The 19,074-nt window shown below is 57.6% G+C and carries 11 protein-coding genes and 4 pseudogenes; 6 read left to right on the top strand and 9 right to left on the bottom strand.

Translation table 11 applies throughout. The features are described from left to right. Window positions 1-2: 2 nt before the first annotated feature. Both ppk2 and CES87_RS05280 read right to left on the bottom strand, forming a co-directional pair. Window positions 3-866: a polyphosphate kinase 2 gene (ppk2, locus tag CES87_RS05285; RefSeq protein WP_128605254.1), complete on the bottom strand. Its 864-nt coding sequence runs from the start codon at window positions 864-866 to the stop codon at window positions 3-5. Between the two features lie 58 nt (window positions 867-924). After that, window positions 925-1,586 (bottom strand): annotated as a pseudogene (locus CES87_RS05280) (hypothetical protein). A gap of 344 nt (window positions 1,587-1,930) precedes the next feature. On the opposite strand from CES87_RS05280, the gene CES87_RS05275 reads away from it, so the two are divergent. Beyond that, window positions 1,931-3,643 (top strand): monovalent cation:proton antiporter-2 (CPA2) family protein, encoded by a 1,713-nt coding sequence (locus CES87_RS05275; protein ID WP_128605253.1) that lies wholly within the window; start codon window positions 1,931-1,933, stop codon window positions 3,641-3,643. 41 nt (window positions 3,644-3,684) lie between these two features. On the opposite strand, the gene arcD (CES87_RS05270) is transcribed toward CES87_RS05275, so the two are convergent. Beyond that, entirely contained in the window at window positions 3,685-5,112 is a 1,428-nt protein-coding gene (gene arcD, locus CES87_RS05270) for an arginine-ornithine antiporter (RefSeq protein WP_128605252.1), read from the bottom strand. Window positions 5,113-5,547: 435 nt separating this feature from the next. Between arcD (CES87_RS05270) and arcD (CES87_RS05265) the strand changes: the two genes are divergently transcribed. From arcD (CES87_RS05265) to CES87_RS05245, 5 genes and pseudogenes are all read left to right on the top strand, one after another. Further along, window positions 5,548-6,975, top strand: a complete 1,428-nt coding sequence (arcD, locus tag CES87_RS05265; RefSeq protein WP_128605251.1) for an arginine-ornithine antiporter — start codon at window positions 5,548-5,550, stop codon at window positions 6,973-6,975. A gap of 35 nt (window positions 6,976-7,010) precedes the next feature. Next, complete coding sequence (arcA, locus tag CES87_RS05260; RefSeq protein ID WP_128605250.1) at window positions 7,011-8,267, top strand: arginine deiminase; 1,257 nt, start codon at window positions 7,011-7,013, stop codon at window positions 8,265-8,267. A gap of 3 nt (window positions 8,268-8,270) precedes the next feature. Beyond that, window positions 8,271-9,343: pseudogene (locus CES87_RS05255) on the top strand (ornithine carbamoyltransferase). 160 nt (window positions 9,344-9,503) lie between these two features. After that, window positions 9,504-10,430 (top strand): annotated as a pseudogene (gene arcC, locus CES87_RS05250) (carbamate kinase). A gap of 65 nt (window positions 10,431-10,495) precedes the next feature. Further along, a complete protein-coding gene (locus CES87_RS05245) occupies window positions 10,496-10,858 on the top strand; it encodes a DUF5064 family protein (protein ID WP_128605249.1) in 363 nt (120 codons plus the stop codon). 170 nt (window positions 10,859-11,028) lie between these two features. Here CES87_RS05245 and CES87_RS05240 read toward each other — a convergent pair whose 3' ends face one another. From CES87_RS05240 to CES87_RS05215, 6 genes and pseudogenes are all read right to left on the bottom strand, one after another. After that, window positions 11,029-11,463 carry a hypothetical protein gene (locus tag CES87_RS05240; RefSeq protein WP_128605248.1) on the bottom strand — a complete coding sequence of 145 codons (435 nt, stop codon included), beginning with the start codon at window positions 11,461-11,463 and terminating at the stop codon, window positions 11,029-11,031. A 129-nt stretch (window positions 11,464-11,592) separates the two neighbouring features. After that, window positions 11,593-12,135 (bottom strand): hypothetical protein, encoded by a 543-nt coding sequence (locus CES87_RS05235; protein WP_128605247.1) that lies wholly within the window; start codon window positions 12,133-12,135, stop codon window positions 11,593-11,595. Further along, complete coding sequence (locus CES87_RS05230; protein ID WP_128605246.1) at window positions 12,075-12,497, bottom strand: hypothetical protein; 423 nt, start codon at window positions 12,495-12,497, stop codon at window positions 12,075-12,077. Before CES87_RS05230 ends, CES87_RS05235 begins: the two co-directional genes overlap by 61 nt. A 248-nt stretch (window positions 12,498-12,745) precedes the next feature. Continuing rightward, window positions 12,746-14,032: a DUF6396 domain-containing protein gene (locus tag CES87_RS05225; protein WP_128605245.1), complete on the bottom strand. Its 1,287-nt coding sequence runs from the start codon at window positions 14,030-14,032 to the stop codon at window positions 12,746-12,748. After that, window positions 14,032-15,846: pseudogene (locus tag CES87_RS05220) on the bottom strand (phosphatidylserine/phosphatidylglycerophosphate/cardiolipin synthase family protein). Before CES87_RS05220 ends, CES87_RS05225 begins: the two are co-directional and overlap by 1 nt. Further along, a complete protein-coding gene (locus CES87_RS05215; protein WP_256590823.1) occupies window positions 15,843-18,560 on the bottom strand; it encodes a type VI secretion system Vgr family protein in 2,718 nt (905 codons plus the stop codon). The pseudogene CES87_RS05220 and the gene CES87_RS05215 overlap by 4 nt, the downstream one beginning before the upstream one ends. Between the last annotated feature and the right edge of the window lie 514 nt (window positions 18,561-19,074).

Genomic DNA, 19,074 nt, shown 5'->3' with positions numbered 1-19,074 from the left:
CTTCAGCCCTCCGGGGTAACGCGCAGACGCTTGAATGCACCGTCAGAATTTTCAGGGATATGCCTGAACGGATAATCGGGCTCACGATAGCCGCCTGGTTTCTGCCGCTTGGGCAACGTCACTTTTTCGCGAGGAACGTTCTTGTAGGGGATGCGACTGAGCAGGTCAGTGATGATGTTGAGGCGAGCCCGTCGCTTGTCGTTCGAGTTCGTCACCAGCCACGGTCCGTATTCGGTATCGGTCGCCTTGAACATCTCGTCACGCGCTCGCGAATAGTCGTACCAGCGGCCGTACGACTTGAGGTCCATGGGCGACAGTTTCCAGATTTTGCGCCCGTCTTCGATGCGGTCTTCGAGTCGGCGAGTCTGCTCCTCCTGACTGACGTCCAGCCAATACTTGAGCAGGATAACGCCTGACTCGACTATCGCCCGCTCCAGCAGGGGAACCGACTTGAGAAACTTGTCCGCCTGCTCTTCGGTACAAAAGCCCATTACGCGCTCGACACCCGCGCGGTTGTACCAACTGCGATCGAATATCACCACTTCACCGGCCGCGGGGAGATGTGGCAGGTAGCGCTGCATGTACATCTGGCTCTTCTCGCGATCGGTCGGCGCGGGCAATGCCACCACGCGAAAGACTCGCGGGCTTACCCGCTCTGTCAGCGCCTTGATCGTCCCACCCTTGCCGGCACCGTCACGGCCCTCGAATACAACGCAGATCTTGATGCCCTTTTCCTTCACCCATTCCTGCAGCTTGACCAATTCGACATGCAATCGGCGCAGCTCGGCGAGGTAGTCCTTGTTCGTCAGTTTGGTTTTTTCAGCGGAGTCTTCTTTGCGTGAACCCTTTTTCTTGTCTTTTGCCATGACCTCACCTCACCCATTCAAATGGCTGACTATCGATGGATTGAATCTGCAGCGGTGTTCATCCGCCGAGCGCTATGATCGCGAGGATCAGTAGTGCACCGGTGACTGCCAGCGCAACTGCGCCCTGCCACGGTTTTGCACCGGCGTATCGCGCGAGCATCCAGCCGGCCACGAACAGCACCACGAGCCCGATCAGGTTGGACAGGCGCACGGCAAGCATTGTCTGGTCGAGCAACAGGAACGGCACCACCAGCGGAAATGTCGAGACTACGACCAGCAGGAAAACGCCGAATGCGCCCTTGAAATCATCCAGGCCCAGAAACGGATGCGTTGGCATGGCCGGCGATGCAATCAGGCGCTGGCGCAACGCTTCCAGGCCTTCGGGTCCGGCTGCCGCGGCAATTCGCGGCGGCAGCGCATCGGCAACCAGAGCCTGGCCGGTGGCCGCATCGGTCCCCGCGCACAAGCCGGCAAACAATGTGCGGTTGCGCGTGCGTTCAATCAGGGTTCGCAGCAGATACATCACCGCATCGGCAAGTCCCCAGGCCAGGTTACAGCCGAGCGCGGCGATCATCATTGTCCGCTCGGCCGCCTGGTCGGCGGTTGCCACGCTGATCGTGCCGGTGAAGGTCATGGCCATCAGCAGGCCGAAATCACCTCAGTAACCCGATCGACCGGGTCGAGCACCCGCGCCGACTTTTCTTTTCCGTTTGTTTGCATGCGGCCAACCTTTGCAGATTCGACTCTGAAGGTATTTTTCAAACCCCACCTGAGTGTAGATTCAAACCGTTTTGCCGCCACATCGATCGGTTAATCCACTAGTTGAGTAAATGCGAGCGTACACACATCCCCTTGTAGCAGCTGTCGAGCAACGCGAGGCAGCGTCCGAGGGCGAAGCCGTCGCAACACCTGACATCTGGATCGTTCAGGATCATCGCTGACACAGCCTCGCGCTGCTCGACAGCTGCTACGGAAAGAAATTTTCCTGGCGTTCCCGATCAAGTGAGCGCGTCGGTACGAACTACAATTGCTCAGCCGCACACCAGAACCGCCAAGGAGTGCCCATGTTCGCCAGCCTGTTGATCATCTTCACCTCCTCCCTGGTCGTCATTGCCCTGTTCCATCGCCTGCGCTTGCCGCCGGTGCTGGGCTACCTGTGCGTGGGGCTGATTGTCGGGCCGACGGCATTCGACTGGGTGAACGATAGCGACGCATTGCCATTGATCGCCGAGCTTGGCGTGGTGTTTTTGCTTTTTTCCCTGGGGCTGGAGTTTTCGCTGTCGAAAATGATCGCGCTGCGTCGTGTGGTGTTTGGGTTGGGCACCCTTCAAGTATTGGTATCGGGGGGAGTGCTGGGCGCCTTGCTGATGCTGGCAGGTGTGCCAACTGCTGCGGCGTTTTTGCTCGGTGGCGGTCTGGCCCTTTCCTCCACAGCCATCGTCAGCAAAGAACTGGGCAGCCTCGGCGAGATTTTCAGCAGCCACGGCCAGAATGCTATCGGTGTGTTGCTGTTCCAGGACGTGGTGGCGGTGTTGTTACTGACCCTTGTCCCGGTGTTCGCCGGCACCAGCGATCAGGCCTGGTATTGGGCACTTCCCGTGACGCTGGGCAAAACCATGGTGTTGTTCGTCGGGCTGTCCCTGGTCAGTCGATGGGTGTTGCCACACCTGTTTCATGAGGTGGCCTCGTCGCGATCCGCCGAGCTGTTCGTACTGCTGGCACTGGTGATCGTGCTGCTGACCGCCGGTTTGACGCACTTGATTGGACTCTCCCCCGCCCTTGGCGCCTTTCTCGCCGGCATGCTGTTGGGGGAAAGCCATTACCGGCATCAGATCGAGGCCGACATTCGCCCGTTTCGCGACATCCTGCTTGGGGTGTTTTTCGTCAGCATCGGCATGTTGATCGACTTGCGCTTGTTTGCCAGCCACGGCCTGCTGATTCTCGGGTTGACCCTGGGGCTGTTGCTGATCAAGGGCAGCGTGGTCGCGCTGCTGGTCAAGTTGCGTGGCAGCGACAGGGAAACGGCCTGGCGCAGCGGTCTTGCGCTGGCCCAGGGCGGCGAGTTCTGCTTTGCATTGATGACACAGATGCAGCAGAACAATCTGATGCCCACCAAACTTGGCGGACTGCTGCTCGCCGCGACCTTCTGCTCGATGCTGGTCACGCCGTCGCTGCTGCGCGTGGCGCCTCGCATCGCTGCACGCTTGCACCGCAAGCCCAACGAAGAATCAAGACTCGAGGAAATCAGTGCGCTCAACGCACTGGTGCAGCGTCACGTAGTGATTTGTGGTTACGGTCGCGTCGGCCAATCCATCGGGCGATTCCTGCACAACGCCCAGCAGCCGTATGTCGCTCTGGACAGCGACCCGGTAAGGGTCCAGGAAGCAGCGGCCGCTGAAAACACCGTGCACTATGGTGATTCACAGCGCGGTGACCTGTTGACCGCAGTCGGGCTGGAGCGTGCCAGCCTGCTGGTCATCGCCGTTGACAAGACAGACACCGCCCTGCTGATCCTGCAGGCGGCACGCCGGATCAACGCGAGCGTGCCGATACTGGTGCGCACTCGTGATGACAGTCGGGGGCCTGAGTTGAAAGCAGCCGGTGCGAGCGAGGTAGTGCCCGAACTGATGGAATCGAGCCTGATGCTCGCCTCGCATGCACTGATCCTGCTCGGTTTTCCCGAACAGCAGGTGCAGGACCGGGCCGATCAGATCCGCAGTGACCGCTATCAACTGCTGCACGGTTTTTATCCCGGCGCGGAAGATGAGGAAATCTGATGCAGGTTTGATTTCGCGAAAATGCCCGGCCAGCGACCCTCTCACAACGTCAGAAAGCCACTGTACAAACCATAGGCGGCCAGCCCTGCACCGCTGAGGACGCAGATAAAAATCCCCTTCTCGATCATCGTGAACAACGGTGCGCCTTGCTCATGCTTGGCCTTGGCGAACAGCAGCACGCCGGGCGCATACAGCAGCGCCGAGAGCAGTAGATATTTCACCCCGCCGGCATACAACAGCCATGTCGCATAACCCAGTGCGATGCCGCCAATCAGCAAATCCTTGGTGCGCTCCGCTGATGCGTTTTCATAGGTTTCACCGCGCCCGCTCAATAGCACCGCATAGGCTGCCGACCACAGGTAGGGGACCAGAATCATCGAAGACGCGAGATAGATCAGGCTGGTGTAAGTACTGGCGGAAAACAGCGTGATCAGCAAGAAACACTGGATCATGACGTTGGTCAGCCATAGCGCATTGACCGGCACATGGTTGGCGTTTTCCCTGGTCAGGAAGGCCGGCATGGTCTTGTCTTTGGCGGTGGCGAAGAGGATCTCGGCGCACAGAAGCGCCCAGGACAGCAAGGCGCCGAGCAGCGAAATCGCCAGGCCGATGCTGATCAGCAATGCTCCCCACGGGCCAACGACGTGTTCCAGCACCGCTGCCAGCGACGGGTTCTGCAAGCCGGCCAATTCAGGCTGACTCATGATTCCGAGCGACAACACGTTCACCATCACCAGCAGTACCAGCACGCCGAGAAAACCGATCACCGTTGCCCGGCCGACGTCCGAGCGTTTCTGCGCCCGTGCCGAATAGACGCTGGCACCTTCGATACCGATGAACACGAACACGGTGACCAACATCATGTTGCGTACCTGATCCATCACGCTGCCGAAGTTCGGGTTGCTGCGCCCCCATATATCGCGGGTAAAGATGTCGGCCTTGAAGGCCACGGCAGCAATGACAATGAACATGATCAGCGGCACGATCTTGGCGACGGTAGTCAGTTGATTGATGAATGCCGCCTCCTTGATCCCGCGCATCACCAGAAAATGCACCGCCCACAGCAGGACCGAGGCGCAACCAATGGCAATTGGCGTGTTGCCGTGACCGAATACCGGAAAGAAGTAACCGAGGGTACTGAACAGCAAAACGAAGTAACCGACATTGCCCAGCCAGGCGCTGATCCAGTAGCCCCAAGCGGATGAGAAACCCATGTAGTCGCCAAACCCGGCCTTGGCGTAGGCGTACACACCGGAATTGAGTTCCGGCTTGCGATTGGCGAGTGTCTGGAACACGAAGGCCAGGGTCAGCATGCCCACGGCTGTGATTGCCCAACCGATCAGCACCGCACCGGCATCGGCGCGTTCTGCCATGTTCTGAGGCAAGGAAAAAATCCCGCCGCCAATCATCGACCCCACCACCAGGGCAATCAGCGCGCTCAATTGGAGCTTTTGCGTCGGTTGCGACATTACTGCGCCTCCCTTGGCTGCTGCGACCCCTGTCGTGAGAGCGTCACATAGATCGATTTAACTGAATGAATGAAGGGTAATTACGTTTATCAACTAACGCCACCCGGGAACATCGTTTATATCCAATCAGTCTATAAATACCTGTCGCAAATCGCCGTTTCGTCTGTGACCTGAGAGTTCTTTTAAAAGCCAGAATCAAGTTCTTTACAACGCGTAAAAATGAACTAGCGTCTAGACTTCAATGGATCCACATAGTTTCCTCCTGCCTGACCAAGGCCTCTAGAAAGGGCTTTACGACTATGAATTTTGTTGACCAGAGCAGTGTTAGGTCGCTTATTAATAATCGGATGCCACCCGCCGTTGATCCAAGTCAGTTGATTGAACAGCAAACCAAACTAACCTGCTTTCACTCTTCTCCCACTATGGAGCCATACCATGTCTGAATCCCCCGGAAAGTTGCGACTGGGTGCACTCGTTGCATTGGTTGTCGGCTCAATGATCGGTGGCGGGATCTTTTCCTTGCCGCAAAACATGGCTGCCAGTGCTGATGTCGGCGCCGTGTTGATCGGCTGGGCGATTACCGCCGTTGGGATGCTGACCCTGGCCTTCGTCTTCCAGACCCTGGCCAACCGCAAGCCTGATCTGGACGGCGGTGTTTACGCCTACGCCAAGGCCGGTTTCGGCGACTACATGGGTTTCTCTTCCGCTTGGGGATACTGGATCAGTGCCTGGCTGGGCAACGTGGGGTATTTCGTACTGTTGTTCAGTACCTTGGGCTACTTCTTCCCGATTTTTGGTCAAGGCAACACCCTCGCCGCGGTAATTGGTGCGTCGGTGTTGCTGTGGGCCGTGCACTTCCTCGTACTGCGGGGAATCAAGGAAGCGGCGTTCATCAACCTGGTCACCACGGTCGCCAAAATCGTACCGCTGCTGCTGTTTGTGCTGATTGCGATTTTCGCCTTCAAACTGGACATTTTCACGGCTGACATCTGGGGCTTGAAAAACCCGGACCTGGGCAGTGTGATGAACCAGGTGCGCAAAATGATGCTGGTCACCGTGTGGGTGTTCATCGGTATCGAAGGCGCGAGCATTTTCTCGGCGCGTGCGGAAAAACGCAGCGATGTCGGTAAAGCCACCGTAATTGGTTTTATCAGCGTGCTGCTGATTCTGGTACTGGTGAACGTGCTGTCGCTGGGCATCATGACCCAGCCGGAACTGGCGAAATTGCAGAACCCGTCGATGGCAGCCGTACTCAAGCACGTAGTCGGTGATTGGGGCGCTTTGTTGATCAGCGTCGGGCTGGTCATCTCGCTGCTGGGGGCACTGCTGTCGTGGGTGCTGCTATGTGCGGAGATCATGTTCGCCGCCGCCAGGGACCACACCATGCCGGCGTTCCTGCGCAAGGAAAACGCCAACAATGTGCCGGTCAATGCGCTATGGCTGACCAACGCCATGGTGCAGCTGTTCCTGATCATCACGCTGTTTTCGGCCAGTACTTACCTGTCGCTGATCTACCTCGCCACCTCGATGATTCTGGTGCCGTACCTGTGGTCGGCGGCCTATGCGTTTCTGCTGGCGGTGCGCGGCGAAAGTTATGAAAACGCCGCCGCCGAACGCCAGAAAGACCTGATTATCGGCGCTATCGCACTGATTTACGCAATCTGGTTGATCTATGCCGGCGGGGTCAAATACCTGCTGTTGTCCGCCCTGCTCTATGCCCCCGGCGCGATTCTGTTCGCCAAGGCTAAATTTGAACTCAAGCAACCGGTTTTCACCAACATCGAGAAGCTGATTTTCGCCGCAGTAGTCGTCGGCGCCCTGGTGGCGGCCTACGGTCTGTACGAGGGCTTCCTGACCCTGTAACCCCTGATTATTTTGTCATCTGGAGGATCACTGTAATGACCACGGAAAAAGTTAAGTACGGCGTCCATTCCGAAGCCGGCAAATTGCGCAAAGTCATGGTTTGCTCCCCCGGCCTGGCCCACCAGCGGCTGACCCCGAACAACTGCGACGAACTGCTGTTCGATGATGTGTTGTGGGTGGCCCAGGCCAAGCGCGACCATTTCGATTTCGTCACCAAAATGCGTGAGCGCGGTGTCGACGTACTTGAAATGCACAATCTGCTGACCGATATCGTCGCCATCCCTGAAGCGCTGGACTGGATTCTGGAGCGCAAGATCACCGCCGATTCGGTCGGTCTGGGCCTGATCAATGAAACGGGCTCGTGGCTGCGCAGCCTCGAACCCCGCAAGATCGCCGAGTTTCTGATTGGTGGCGTCTCGGCCGATGACCTGCCGGACAGCTTCGGCGGCAAGACCATCCAGATGTTCCGCGACTTCCTCGGCCACTCCAGCTTTATTCTGCCGCCACTGCCTAACACCCAATTCACCCGCGACACCACTTGCTGGATCTACGGCGGCGTGACGCTCAACCCGATGTACTGGCCGGCGCGTCGTCAGGAAACCCTGCTGACCACCGCGATCTATAAATTCCACCCGCAATTCACCAATGCCGAATTCGAGATCTGGTACGGCGATCCGGACAAGGAACACGGCAGCTCCACCCTTGAGGGCGGTGACGTGATGCCGATCGGCAACGGCGTGGTCTTGATCGGCATGGGCGAACGCTCGTCCCGTCAGGCAATCGGTCAACTGGCGCTCAACCTGTTCAAGCACAAGGCCGTGGAAAAAGTTGTCGTCGCCGGCCTGCCGAAATCCCGCGCGGCGATGCACCTGGACACCGTGTTCAGCTTCTGCGACCGCGATCTGGTGACCATCTTCCCGGAAGTGGTGAACCAGATCGTCGGCTTCACCCTGCGCCCGGATGAAAGCAAGACAGGCGGCATCGATATCCGCCGCGAAGAAGGCCACTTCCTCGACGTCGTGGCCAAGGCCCTCAACCTCAAAGAGCTGCGCGTCGTGCAAACCGGCGGTAACGCCTTCGCCGCCGAGCGCGAGCAGTGGGACGACGGCAACAACGTGGTGGCTGTGGAGCCCGGCGTGGTCATCGGATATGACCGCAACACCTACACCAACACCCTTTTGCGCAAGGCCGGCGTGGAGGTCATCACCATCAGCGCCGGCGAACTCGGGCGCGGACGCGGCGGCGGCCACTGCATGACCTGCCCGATCATCCGCGACCCGATCGACTACTAACCCATGACCCCTTGGCCGCGCTGCCCCATGGCATGCGCGGCCTGGCCAAACCTTAGGAGATCCAAAATGGCGTTCAACATTCATAACCGCAATCTGCTGAGCCTGGAACACCACACCGCTCGCGAATTGCGCTATCTGCTCGACCTGTCCCGCGACCTCAAACGCGCCAAATACACCGGCACCGAGCAACAGCACCTCAAAGGCAACAACATCGCGCTGATCTTCGAAAAAACCTCGACCCGCACCCGCTGTGCATTCGAAGTCGCAGCTTATGACCAGGGGCCAACGTCACCTACATTGACCCGAACTCTTCGCAGATCGGCCACAAGGAAAGCATGAAGGACACCGCCCGCGTGCTGGGGCGCATGTACGACGCGATCGAATACCGGGGTTTCAAGCAGGAAATCGTCGAAGAACTGGCGAAGTTCGCCGGCGTGCCGGTGTTCAACGGCCTGACCGATGAATATCACCCGACGCAAATGATCGCCGACGTGCTGACCATGCGTGAACACGCCGACAAGCCGCTCCACGATATCAGCTACGCCTACCTCGGTGATGCCCGCAACAACATGGGTAACTCATTGTTGCTGATCGGCGCCAAACTCGGCATGGACGTGCGCATCTGCGCCCCGAAAGCCCTTTGGCCAGCCGATGATTTGGTGGAACGCTGCAATAAATACGCGGAGGAAAGCGGCGCCCGCATCACCCTGACCGAAGACCCAAAAGCCGCAGTCAAGGGCGTGGACTTCATCCACACCGACGTTTGGGTGTCGATGGGCGAGCCGGTCGAAGCCTGGGCCGAACGCATCCAGCAACTGCTGCCTTACCAGGTCAACGCTGAATTGATGAAAGCCTCCGGCAACCCGCGCACCAAGTTCATGCACTGCCTGCCGGCGTTCCACAACAGCGACACCAAGGTCGGCAAACAGATTGCCGAACAGTACCCGCACTTGAAAAACGGCATCGAAGTGACCGATGACGTATTCGAGTCGCCGGCCTGCATCGCCTTCGAGCAAGCGGAAAACCGCATGCACACCATCAAGGCGATTCTGGTGTCGACCCTGGCTGACCTGTAAAGGTTTAACTCGACTCGTCTGATCGTTCCCACGCTCTGCGTGGGAATGCATCCAGTGACGCTCTGCGTCACGTGGGACGCGGAGCGTCCCGGGCGGCATTCCCACGGGGACCGTGGGAACGATCGGCGTCGTGACCGCTCCCTTTAGGAAGGACTGCATTATGCGTATCGTCGTTGCTCTGGGCGGTAACGCCCTGCTCCGCGGGGTGAACCCATGACGGCGGACAATCAGCGCGCCAATATCCGGATCGCTACCGAACAGATCGCCAAGATCCATCCCGGCAACCAATTGGTGATCGCCCATGGTAATGGCCCGCAGGTTGGCCTGCTGTCGCTGCAAGCCGCCGCCTACACCTCGGTTTCCCCCTACCGCTGGACGTGCTCGGCGCTGAAACCGAAGGCATGATCGGCTACATCATCGAACAGGAACTCGGTAATTTGCTGGATTTCGAGGTGCCTTTCGCCACCTTGCTCACCCAGGTTGAAGTAGACGCCCAGGACCCGGCGTTCCAGAACCCCACCAAACCTATCGGTCCGGTGTACAGCAAGGCCGAAGCGGAAAAACTCGCCGCTGAAAAGGCTGGGCGATTGCCCCGGATGGAGATAAATACCGCCGCGTGGTCGCCAGCCCCAAACCCAAGCGCATCTTCGAGATCCGCCCGATCAAGTGGCTGCTCGACAAGGGCAGCATCGTGATCTGCGCCGGTGGCGGCGGCATCCCGACCATGTACACGGCCCCCGGTAAACTGGAAGGCGTCGAAGCGGTTATCGACAAAGACTTGTGCTCGGCGCTGCTGGCCGAACAGCTAGAAGCCGAACTGTTGGTGATCGCCACCGACGTCAATGCGGCTTTCATCGACTTCGGCAAGCCGACCCAGAAAGCTATCGCCCAGGCTCACCCCGATGAGCTGGAGCGTCTCGGCTTCGCCGCCGGGTCCATGGGACCAAAAGTCCAGGCCGCCTGCGAGTTTGCCCGCAACACTGGAAAAGTTGCGGTGATCGGCTCACTCTCGGATATCGAAGCGATTGTTCAGGGGAAAGCTGGCACCCGCATCAGCACGCAGACACCTGGCATCAGCTATAGGTGAAAGAAACGTCAGGGGCAGGCCCGGGGTCTGCCCTGCTTCAAGGCCTTTTTGAGGGAGAAATGACAATGGCTACATTCGAACCCGGACATTTGCACATCGAGCGCCACGCGCTGAACGATAAGGATGTGAGCTACAACATCTGTATTGATTACCAAGTCGTGCAGGATCCCAAGGAAGGCAAAGGCATGCAGTTCACGATGCACGGCAGCATTCAGGGCAAGGAGCTTGAAGAGAAGTTCTACCTGCCCAAGGATCAGGCCTACAACTTCGCCAGCAACGTGACGAAAATCGCCGAGAAGTACGGTATTCCCAAGGCGTTGAGCAGCATTGGCTCGATACACAAGCACTACGATGCGATGTTCGAAGATGTGCGGGTGCAACTGAACATGAAATCCGGCGACCCGGTCAAACCCGAGCACCTGGAGTAGATTTCACGCAATCCTGTAGGAGCATGGCTTGCCCGCGATGAGGCCGATACATTCAACACTGATGTCGAATGACACACCGCTATCGCGAGCAAGCTTTGCTCCTACGCATTCACGTGTTTCCAGAGGCTCTGAGCGGGAGCGTGCTTCAGCCGGGCGTCCTGGCCATTGGCCTAATCACCTTGGCGGACAATAATTTCGTTATCGTTAGTGAGTGTTTGTTTAAGGTTTTGACTGGTGAGTTCAAGCATCTGACCGTCTTGCGAATACACGACCTCGAGATAACCACCGCCGAAAAAATCCAGGCAATAAATTCGCGTTTGATCCACCGTACGCACTGCAAATGATTTGACTTCAGACAAATCCCGAATGCCTACCGATTTCGCGAGAATATCTTCGATGGTGATGTCCCCGTTTTTCATGGTTATCGTTGATCCGTCCGGACGGGTTACCCTCACGCCGCCCTCAATTTTTTCCGCGAAGTTGCCAAAGGCGTGAGCTTCGACGAATTTACCGTTGTCGTCGAACTGAACAATGGCGCAACCCTCTACTTTGTCGCCTGGCGACAGTGGGGTGAACGTTACTGTTATATCATCGTAGTTGTTCATGTTCTGGCTCCTTTAGTTCATGGTTTTCACTGCTACAAATAAAAGCTGGCACACCATCAAAATTAAGTTGGTGCATAGACACGTGTCATCCCTCTCGGTAATCACTTGCAGTCATAAAAGCTAATAGCCTTACTCCTTTTCAGTGCGCTGACTTCGCTCTAACTCAAGCGTGAGTAATAGTGTGGCGTCGCTGGGGCGAAATTCCATTTCTACAGGCAGGCGACGGGAGAAAGCCGGAAGCTCACTTATTTCATAGCTCCAGTTGTTTTTATAAAATTTCTTTATTCGCTGAAGTTCAGGTGTTGTGTTTATTGATATTAAGTCGTCTTCTACCCTGTACATTGATGGGTTGTTGATGGTTTTGCTTACTGCTGGGTCACTGGAATTGGAGTTAAGAGTCCTCGCTATGCTTTCCACATGCATCAGGCATCGTTCACATCCTTCGTTGACTCCTTTAATCCAAAGTCGATAAGCATCCAATCGTCGACCCTCCATATCAGCCAAAACGCCAAGTGTTTTATAAGCATTTGCATGATTTTTACTCACAGCACACTCAAGCATCAGCTTACCGATAGGTCGTAGCGCCTTCGACTGTACTACTATCGTTGATCCTACCGCCGCCATGGCGTCGACGCTTCCTCGGTCGATTGCGGCATCGAACCAGTAATACATGCCGTCATCCTGCCTTCCAAATAAGTACCTATCTTGTAAGCCGCGATAGGTATCCCTTGTCCACCGAGTTCGACGAGGCGAGCAAAAGCTTGTTTCTTCGAATCACCGACTTTTGTATACCGATAAGACCATACGCTATCGAAGTACTTTGCTTTCCAGCTTCCAGCTTTAATCGCCGCCTCTAACAAGGTTTCACGCTTCTTTCTGTGAGCAGGATCCATGAAAAAATTTTCATTTTGATCGGAGCTAGAAGCATACTCAACGAATTTACTAAATGCGGCGGACGCCGCACCTTTTTCTTTAGGTGTGAAAGCCGCTTCATCGCGACAGACAAATTGTTTATCCTTGAATGGCTTTGTCAACTTGGATTGTCGCTGGTTTCACCCGAACCGTTCTCCCATATCGGCGAACTATTGAACTTTTCCAAGCTTTTATTTAATGTTTCTGCTGAAGCCAAGCCAGCGAAAATCAGAGGTAGGATCGCTGTGAGTATTCGCACGAAATTTCCCTTTTTTGCAAAATTATTAAATGTGTGTTGTGGTAAATCGAGCAATATTTTCAACTAACGCCAAACTTGACCAGTTTACTCGCGACTTCAGAGCGCTACGTATCATCCGAGCAATCCCCATGTCACACCCCACTCAGTCTTTACGACCTTTACCGATAGCGGCCACATACGCTCGCGATCGAACTCCATTTTCGCCTTCGGCATGATCTCTCCTTGTTTGAAATAGCGAGGTGTATTCGCTTCGGTCAGGTAATACCGCCCGCGGCCATCCCACCTGATTTTCCAGTACCCGCTCTCAGGGCAGGCTTTGCCGCTGTCGCAACTCGGCTCCAGAAACTGGTTTTCGCTGAACGAGGGTGAGCCCGGCATGGGTTTGCCGGTCGCGGGGTCGAGGACCATGGCCTTGGCGAGTTGGTTGATTAGCGCGTTGCTGGGTTTTTCTGGCGGGATGTTGGCCAGGCGTTGTTCGAGCCATTGGAGTTTGCCGTCCCAGACGGGCAACGGAGCGGGTGGCAAGGGGAGGATTTCGTTGATCTCGGGGACTTTGGGGTTGGCGTAGGAGTAGTTGGCGAGGATTCGCCAGATTTTTTTGTAGCGTTCGGCGCGCTCGAGGTCTTCTTTTTGACCTAGGTAATTCAGTTCATCCGAAGGGGGCGGGTTTCGAAATGCATCTCCCAGCCACCCTGCTGAGGTATCGTCACCAGCCACCACTCCAAGCTGGAAGGCTTCGAGCGCTTCTTGATACTGCGCCTTGTTCTTAAGATTTACCCCTAATGCGACAGCAGCCTCTCCATTACCTTGCTCAGCCGCGCAGCGGCGCATCTGCCGGGCGATATCCGGGGCCATATTGCTGGGTGCCAGCTTCTTGCCCACATACGCCTGGGCTTGAGCATTGCCCTTGTCAGCAGCCTTGCGGAAATAGCGCAGGGCCATTTCCTGATCCTCCTTCAGCCCGGCCGATCCCTGTTGCAGGAAGATCCCGATAAAGTAGTAACCCGTCGCCACACCATCGCCGATCAGGCGCTCACTCAAACGCAGATGCTCGGCGCCACGAAGCTGAAAGTGCCCACGCATGGCGCCATTCTGCAAATTGATATTGGCCTTGTAATGACCATTTTCAGCAGCAATGCGATACAGCCGCTCAATCTCAATGTCGACGCTTTTATCTTCTTTGAGCTGATTGTTTTTCTGTAACCAACGCGCGTATTGGAACAGCACATCAGCCTCGGCTGTGGGCGCGGGGAACTGCTCGTGCACACAGCTAAAAGCCAGGTCGGCCTTGATCTCATTCAGTGGTTTCACATGAGGGTCCTTCTTCATATAGGTAAAGGCACTGCGGTTGTCACACGCACCCAGCAGCAGGATTGACAGCAGGAAAATGCGGCGCATCAATCGATATTCTTCAAGGAGGCTTTGTCGTAATAAAATTCGACGAGGGGGGCGTATGGAGCCCCTTTAACGCTTTCACCCTGCCGATCTCTATTTTCAGTGATGATTTTTTGCCACTCCGCGAACGCCTCCCCCGGATCATCCTGCGCTCCCTTCCCAGCCGTATGCAGATCCCACAACCGCCGCCTCAACGCCTTCGTCACACTCGCCCACTCATGCGCAATATTCAGCTCACTATCAACCTGCATGCTGCGAGTGTTGATGTTGGCCGAGCCATGGGTGGTGAACACGTCATCGACGATCATCAGCTTGGAGTGGATGTACACCGGCATCCAGTCGCCAGCCGGTGAGTCGGGAGCGACCAGCGAACACAGGTGGACCTTCAGACCAGCGCGCTCTTGCGGCCGAACCGTACTTTCCTTGATCGCGCGGGTTTGCCTGTCCAAGTCGGCCTCCCACCGGACCAGTTCCCGTTGACCGACGCGGTCACGAGGTTCGAAGGTCGGCCGGGGCGGCGCGTTTTGTTTCACCTCTTCGATGCGTTGTAACTTCGTGACTTGGGGAATGATGTCGCCACGCCCCAGGCTCTGGAGCATGCGCTGGGTGTTGACCGCGCCGGGCCCTACGCTGTCCTCGCTGGCATTGGTGATCACGAACAGGTGCAAGGGACCGTGAATGCCCGGGTCGCGCCCGGCTCTGGTCTGGCCGGCGGCGACGGCCTTGATCAGTTCCGCCAGCGGTGGCCAGCGAAAGTACTGGTTCTCGATGTAGATAAATTAGGTCGCGTTGTTGACGGCTTGCAGGTAGAGCTTTTCGATGTCGCGTTTGCCTTCCTGGGCCTGGGTGCGAACGATCTGTGCAATTTGCCGGGTGGCATCCGGGGTGCAGTTCAGTTGCGGGCCGATCTGCATCGACTGGCGCGAGGCAATCAGGTTCTCGCCGGTTTCCTTGCGCCAGGCTTTGGCGAAATTGTTGTGCAAAGCTTCCAGGATCGGCCCGCTGACCCGGCCGGAAATGTCCTGGCGCGGGGTCTTGCCGCGCGGGCCTTTGTTGGGGGCCGGCTTGCGGTCCTCGGACCGGTTCAGCGCGCTATGGCCGTCGGTGTCCCAGTACTCGTCGAGCATGTTGTGGCCCATAACAAACCCGACGGCGCGGTCCGGCAGTTCGAAGTCGACCAGCACGGTTTTTTGATGGTGCGTCGCGGTCGATGCCAAGGTAAAGCGCGTGGCGGCACTGACCTGCGGATCGAGGCGTGCGCGTCGCACTTGATGGGCGATTTCCGTCCGTTCATTAAAATCGAAGCCGCGACTGACAAACACTGGCAGTCCAAGCCCACCGCGCTCAGCCGCCTGATCATCCGCGACCGCACACTCGGCAAACCATTGGCGGTCATAGTCATATTGCGCCTGGGTGGAACTCTGCAAGGCCCGATCGTTAATGTTGAATGTGCCTTTGCCGGGCAAGTTGGCCTCGCCTGCGAACCCAGCGCTATTGAACGGCATCTCCCAGCCCAGTATCCGGACCTTGATGCCCTTCTTCGCCTTGGCCTTCAGTAGCTCGCCGATGCACAGCGCCTCGCCATCGCGGATGAAATACATCGAAGGTTGAAAGCCCCAACAGATGATGTCGACCGTTTCCTTGGCGTTGAAAATAGCCTCGTGAACAGCTCTGAACGCCTCCTCACCGTTGATCAAAGGTTCGTAGGTCGCCATGGCGGGCGGATATTCAGTGTTGCGCACGTACCAAGGCGGCGTGCAGGTCACCTCTTGGGTCTGCTGGAGTGCGACCGGTGAGACGAATTCATATTGGCTCATGACGTTTTCCCTTCCTGATCATGGATTCCTTTCAGCACCGCGTCGTACAGCGCGCGGTGATCGGTGTGCGACATGGGTTGACTCATTTCGGCGTCGGCTTGCGATGGGTGGTTTTGCAGGCCGCGATTGGCCAGGTGCGCCTGTTCGGCGTTGCGGTATTCGGTGGGCACAGGGATGTGGTGGGTCACGCCGTTGGCCATGACCAGTCGGTAACCCCGCGTGACGACCTGATGATCGATAAGCAGTTGTCCAGAAGCGTCCAGCACGCCCTGCTTGAGCTCGGCACCGTCGGCGTAGAGCGTGTAGGGCATGCCTGCCCAGGCTTGGCGATTTGCATTGGGGGCTTGTGCCACACTGAACCGCAGCGTCTGTTTGGACAGGCTTTCGGGGTAGTCCGGGTGCGTGGCGGTCATACTGGCTGGACCGCTGTACTCGAAGTGCCCCGCCTTGACGTTGTGGTCGCCTGCCGTGCCGGACTCGATACCGCTCTGATCGAGGGTGTAGTAGCTGCCACCGCCATTGAGGGTGATTTTCTTTTTTGCGGTGATGCGGATTTCATCCTCGGTGCTGGTGATGTCCAGGCCATGTCGCGCAAACAGTTCAAGCTTGTCGTTCTGTGCCTGAATTTGCACCGGCCCCTGATTGGCGATCAGCTTGATCCCCAGCATGCGCACAAACAGGCTCAGCCCTTGACCCACGCCCATGAACAGGCGCTTGACCACGCTGACATCGGCTTCACCGCCAGCGTTAAGCATCAGGTTGTTTTGCGCCGCCAGTTGCAGGTGCTTGCCGCTGGTGAGGGCGATGCCCTGCGGAGCGCTGAGTAGCAAGACTGAGGCCTTGAGCTGCTCCAGCTCTTGGCGCAGCAGTTGCAGTTGCGCAGGCACATCCGCCGGATCGGCGTTGGCGACTTGCGCATCGACCGAGAGTTTTTGCAGTTGTTCGCCGGCCTGTTGCAGACGATCAATCGCAGCGCTCATCTCCAGCACATGGCCTTGAGCTTTGGGTTGGCCGTCGGCGCTGATGAACACCCCCTTGCCGCCACGGATACTGCCCCACTCATCCGTCCTCAGCTCAAACCCTTCCCCGCGCTTCTGCTTCTTGGCATCCACCAGATGCCCAAGATTGAGCTGGCTCTTACCGCCATATTCGGTGCTGAGCTTGACGTGTTCCTCCCCCCGCTTGTCTTCCATGCGCAGCTTGTTATTGGCAGGGGTGCGCAGCACGTTGCGGGTGTAGTCGCGCTTGGCGAGGGTCACGTGGTCCGGGTGTTCGCTGTCGTGCAGGGCGTGGGCGATGTAGGGTCGGTCGGGGTCGCCTTGTTCGAAGGCGATGGCCACTTCGGTGCCGCAGATCAGTGGCAGGTGCAGGCCGTATGTGTCGCCAGCATAAGGGCGGGCCAGGCGCAGCCACAGGCTTTCTTCGCCGAGTTCCCAGGGGTCGCGGTCGAACAGGAAGTTGACCTTGTAGCGGCCTTCGACGTCGATCTCGGCGTATTTGTCGTGGGCTTCGCCGCTGGTGACCCGGGCCGGGACGGTGCCGGCGATTTGTGGTTTGGTTGGGATGTCCGGGCGAAAGCACAGGGTTTCCGAGTAGGGCATGGCCTCGAACTTCGCTTCGAAGCTGGCGTCGCGGGCGGCGCTAGTGGTCAGGCCGATGAGCGTGCAACGTGGCGTGAAGGCCTGGGGGGCGCCGTCGGTGATGGTCAGCACCTGACCCGGTGCGAGGGAGGCGCTGCTGCTCACGCCGCTGAGTCGGGTCTGCCTGTTGAGGTATTGGTCGTGGCGCAGGCGCGCGTAAAAGTAGCCGCTTTCGGTTTCCAGGTCTTCGTGATGGCCATAGCGAGCGCCAAGCACGCGGTACGGTTCGGCGTAGTGGTACGCCTCGCCGTGAGTGGTGCGGGCGCCGCCGGTCTGGTCGACGTCGGCGTCGAGGTGGGCTTCGGCGTCACGGTGGTGGTAGGCGCGAACGTTGACGTGTTTTTCCACCACCTGATGGCGGGTTTGCAAGGCCCACACGCCATCTTCGCCGCTGCTCAGGCCGGCCGGTGGGCGCAACGGCAGTTCGACGTCGAACTGGTAGCCGCGCTGACCGTCACAGAAATGCACGACGTCGATCGGCAGGCGTTCGTGGTTGGTGAAGCGGTACCAGATGCCGACTTCGGCCAGCAGGCGGCTGATGAAGGCCAGGTCGCTTTCGCCGTACTGCATCACCTGTTCGCGCCGGGGGTATTGGCGATTCAGATTGAAGACGAAGTCCTGATACTCGAAACCGTGGCGGCTGCGCAGGACCTGCTCGACGATCTTTGGCACCGATTGGTGCTGGTAAATGCGGTATTGCCGGCCACGGTCGAGCAGCGCCAGTCGCGGTTGCAGGGTGACTTTGTAGCGGGCTTCGTCGCGCGAGCCAGACAGTCGTTGCAAACCGCTGATCACGCCATGCAGGGTGCGCAGCGGTTTGACCTCGGTCGGCGGGGCCCAAGAGAATACCGGCAGGTTTGACGGCACGGCGTGCAGGCTGAATGTGGCTTGCTTGCCGAGCAGTTGTTCGGCGCCCAGGTCCTGGTCGGTGCTGGTGAATTCGATGTGGTAGACGTAGGGTTGGCTGAGGTGTTCTTCACCGTCGAAGGCGAGCACGTCGAGGTGGGCGTCTAGATCCTCGACCTGGAGTTTGTGGCGGCTGTGGTCGAAGAAAACGGGTACTTGGGTGTTCACGTCTGGACCTCCTTGGGGCATTCGAGGAGGTGTCATTTCCACCCTCGTTCAAGCGCTTGAAAGCTTTCAAGAAGCTGAGCCGAATTGAAAGGCGAAAGTGCGTAGGAGACGTCTGGATTTGCGGTGTGTAGGGTCTGTAAGAATTTTTACAATTGTGTCGAAAGCTGTCTTCTGACCGCGTTAAACCGTTCGGGAGTGGGGTTCTACCGCCTTTATTCAATGTGCTTTTTACGAGCAAGTTCCTGCGTGTTTAAAAGCCCGCCCGGTTACTTGATGAAAGCCACAGAACCTTGCGTCGTTGCCTACGGTTACGCCAGAATCCGCCGGCTTGTGCGCCTTGGGGCCGTTCGGTAACTTGATTCGCGTCACTGATTGTCAGTGATCGGGTTTAGTCGCCCGGCTAGTTATCCTCGGTTGTACAAGTGTCATTCAGTCAGGTATCTGCCTCGCTTTATGGCGGCTGTGCGCATGGCGTCTTCGGGCGCGCCGGGTTTTGGGATGGCTTTACCGGTCG

Origin of the sequence: Pseudomonas sp. ERMR1:02 (genome assembly GCF_002277815.1) — a bacterium.
GTDB lineage: Bacteria > Pseudomonadota > Gammaproteobacteria > Pseudomonadales > Pseudomonadaceae > Aquipseudomonas.
The sequence above is the reverse complement of the archived record's forward strand: the minus strand, read 5'-3'. Positions and strand labels throughout refer to the sequence as shown.

Excerpts from the sequence above, each read along its gene's own strand:
- arcA (WP_128605250.1), top strand. The coding sequence starts at position 7,011 with ATGACCACGGAAAAAGTTAAGTACGGCGTCCATTCCGAAGCCGGCAAA.
- CES87_RS05275 (WP_128605253.1), top strand. The coding sequence starts at position 1,931 with ATGTTCGCCAGCCTGTTGATCATCTTCACCTCCTCCCTGGTCGTCATT.
- CES87_RS05245 (WP_128605249.1), top strand. The coding sequence starts at position 10,496 with ATGGCTACATTCGAACCCGGACATTTGCACATCGAGCGCCACGCGCTG.
- ppk2 (WP_128605254.1), bottom strand. The coding sequence starts at position 866 with ATGGCAAAAGACAAGAAAAAGGGTTCACGCAAAGAAGACTCCGCTGAA.
- CES87_RS05240 (WP_128605248.1), bottom strand. The coding sequence starts at position 11,463 with ATGAACAACTACGATGATATAACAGTAACGTTCACCCCACTGTCGCCA.
- CES87_RS05235 (WP_128605247.1), bottom strand. The coding sequence starts at position 12,135 with ATGTATTACTGGTTCGATGCCGCAATCGACCGAGGAAGCGTCGACGCC.
- CES87_RS05225 (WP_128605245.1), bottom strand. The coding sequence starts at position 14,032 with ATGCGCCGCATTTTCCTGCTGTCAATCCTGCTGCTGGGTGCGTGTGAC.
- arcD (WP_128605251.1), top strand. The coding sequence starts at position 5,548 with ATGTCTGAATCCCCCGGAAAGTTGCGACTGGGTGCACTCGTTGCATTG.
- arcD (WP_128605252.1), bottom strand. The coding sequence starts at position 5,112 with ATGTCGCAACCGACGCAAAAGCTCCAATTGAGCGCGCTGATTGCCCTG.